General features: G+C 34.7%; 4 protein-coding genes and 1 pseudogene (1 of these 5 only partly in view). 1 reads left to right on the plus strand and 4 read right to left on the minus strand.

Annotated elements, in window-relative coordinates; genetic code table 11:
• Positions 1 to 26: 26 nt before the first annotated feature.
• From COU51_01200 to COU51_01215, 4 genes are all read right to left on the minus strand, one after another.
• The gene (locus tag COU51_01200; GenBank protein ID PIR66905.1) at positions 27 to 380 is read right to left on the minus strand and encodes a hypothetical protein; all 354 of its coding nucleotides are present in this window, start codon (positions 378 to 380) and stop codon (positions 27 to 29) included.
• Positions 381 to 523: 143 nt separating this feature from the next.
• Entirely contained in the window at positions 524 to 1,498 is a 975-nt protein-coding gene (locus COU51_01205) for a permease (protein PIR66906.1), read from the minus strand.
• A gap of 8 nt (positions 1,499 to 1,506) precedes the next feature.
• On the minus strand, positions 1,507 to 1,815 hold the full coding sequence (locus COU51_01210; protein PIR66907.1) for a thioredoxin family protein: 309 nt from the start codon (positions 1,813 to 1,815) through the stop codon (positions 1,507 to 1,509).
• The gene (locus tag COU51_01215) at positions 1,805 to 2,122 is read right to left on the minus strand and encodes a transcriptional regulator (protein PIR66908.1); all 318 of its coding nucleotides are present in this window, start codon (positions 2,120 to 2,122) and stop codon (positions 1,805 to 1,807) included. The genes COU51_01210 and COU51_01215 overlap by 11 nt, the downstream gene beginning before the upstream one ends.
• A gap of 82 nt (positions 2,123 to 2,204) precedes the next feature.
• Here COU51_01215 and COU51_01220 point away from each other — a divergent pair.
• Positions 2,205 to 2,229 (plus strand): annotated as a pseudogene (locus COU51_01220) (hypothetical protein) (it continues 257 nt past the right edge of the window).

Raw genomic sequence — 2,229 nt, forward strand, 5'->3', positions numbered from 1 at the left:
GATTAAAAAATTTATAAAATCCATAATTATTTTCCTAAAAGTTTATTGAGTTTATCTTGAAAATAATTGATAAATTGGCTTTCATTGGAAACTAAACGCCAAACGGTAGCATCTTCTTTAATATTATCTTTTCCCGCCGTAATCGCATTTACAAAAAGCGATGATCCCCCAGCTTTGTATTTTATGACCATATCTCTATTTTCCGGCAATTCGCCGTTAATATCCCTAAAAACAATAGTTCCATTTTTATATTCTTCCGGAAATTTTTCTTTGATTGTTTTCAAGGCGTATTCGCCGACCGTAACGCAAGACCAACATTGCTGGGTGGCGTGAAAATGGACAACTTCAATTTTTTCCGCCGAGATTTTTGCCGTGGACATCGGAAATTCTTCTTGACTCTTTGCCGTTTGATTATCAGCACTTTGCGCTTCCGTCGGCTTGTTGCCGTTTTTTACAAACCAAAATGTTATTCCAACAAGGGCAACTCCAATAATTAAAATGATAATTTTATTTTACATAGTTTTTATTTTACAAAGGCATTAAATAAATACCCTATAATTATTATATTGATAGTAGTTATACCGAAAAAATAGACGAGCAATTTTATTTTCATCACTCTTTTCAAAATCAGAGCTTCCGGCAAAGAAAGACCGACCACCGCCATCATAAAAGCCATGGCCGTACCCAAGGGGATTCCTTTTTCTACCAGCGATTGCATAATTGGGATAACTCCGACGGCATTGGCATACATCGGCACAGCCAATATTGTTGCCAGCGGCACTGCAAACAAATTGTCTGCTGTAATATATTTTTCAAAAAAACCAGCTGGGATGAAACCATGTATCGCCGCCCCGACAGCAATTCCCAAGAGCACATAAGGAGTTATCTTTTTTGTCAGATCAAACCCTTCCTGCCAAAATTTCTTAATTAAAACAGTAAAGGTTTCTTTTTGGTTTTTTATTTCTGTCTTTTGGCTTTTTATCTGCCAAACATAATCGGCCACATATTTTTCTAGTTTTAATTTGCCCAAAATGAAACCGCCAAAAATTCCCAAAAGCATTGCCGATATCACATAAAGAATCATGATTTTCCAACCAAATAATCCAGCAAAAAGAACAACTGCTACTTGGTTCACCAATGGCGAAGTAATTAGAAATGACAAAGTTACGCCAAGCGGGATACCAGCCTCGATGAATCCAATAAACAAAGGAATAGAAGAACAAGAACAAAAAGGAGTAATCGTGCCAAAAATTGAGGCTAGCAAATAATCAACCCCATACCATTTTCGCGAGGCCAGAAAGTCCCGCAGTTTTTCTATTGGCAAGTAATGCCGGAGAATGGCCATAAAATAATTAATGACCAAAAGCAATAATAATATTTTTATCGAGTCGTAAATAAAAAAATTAACCGATGTCCCAAGATGAGCTTCCGGGCTTAAGTTAATAATTTTATAGGTTAGCCAATCGACTAATACTTGTATCGGGTAAAAAATATCCATAATTTTAATTAATAGTTACCGCCACAACTGCAACCTGATTTTTTCTCCGCCACATCAAAATCATTGCCACAGTCGTTGATAATCTTTTTAATTTTTTCTATATCCGAAACCGATCCAGTCATCACTGGTTTACCATTTATTGCCAAAACAGGGCTGGACATTACGCCCATTTCAACAATTTTTTGGATGTCAGTGATATATTCTACTTCTGTTTTAAAATCCAGCTCTTCAACCGCTTGTTTAGTCAGCTCAAATAACTTTTTGCAGGTCGGGCAGCCCGATCCCAAAACTTGAATTTTCATGGTTTTATTTTTCATAGGAATTTAAAAATTTATTTAATAATTCTGAATAACTTTTTATGACTTTTTTATTGATAGAGTAGATGACCTTTAACCCTTCTTGCCGAGATAAAACCAGTCCAAGATCTTTTAATACTTTCAAATGATGAGAAACAAGATTTTGAGCCAAATCTAGGTATTGCCAAATATCACAAACGCATTTTTCGCCGTCCCTCAAAATACAAAGAATTTTTAATCTGTTTTCCTCGGCAACGATTTTTAAAAACTCGGCTGTTTTTAGCAATTCATCGGCAGATTTCTTATTTTTACAACATTTCGATTTCATATTTGAATCAATTTAATTATATCAATACTTATTGATATTGTATTAAATTTAATTTTGGTTGTCAAATTATAATTTTTTTGGTATGCTAAATTCATATTTAGGCGGCA

The organism is Parcubacteria group bacterium CG10_big_fil_rev_8_21_14_0_10_36_14 (assembly GCA_002772895.1).
In the GTDB taxonomy this organism is placed as follows: Bacteria; Patescibacteriota; Patescibacteriia.

What these genes read in the sequence shown, in the direction of transcription:
- COU51_01205 (PIR66906.1), bottom strand. Translation starts at nt 1,498, where the DNA reads ATGGATATTTTTTACCCGATACAAGTATTAGTCGATTGGCTAACCTAT.
- COU51_01215 (PIR66908.1), bottom strand. Translation starts at nt 2,122, where the DNA reads ATGAAATCGAAATGTTGTAAAAATAAGAAATCTGCCGATGAATTGCTA.
- COU51_01200 (PIR66905.1), bottom strand. Translation starts at nt 380, where the DNA reads ATGTCCACGGCAAAAATCTCGGCGGAAAAAATTGAAGTTGTCCATTTT.
- COU51_01210 (PIR66907.1), bottom strand. Translation starts at nt 1,815, where the DNA reads ATGAAAAATAAAACCATGAAAATTCAAGTTTTGGGATCGGGCTGCCCG.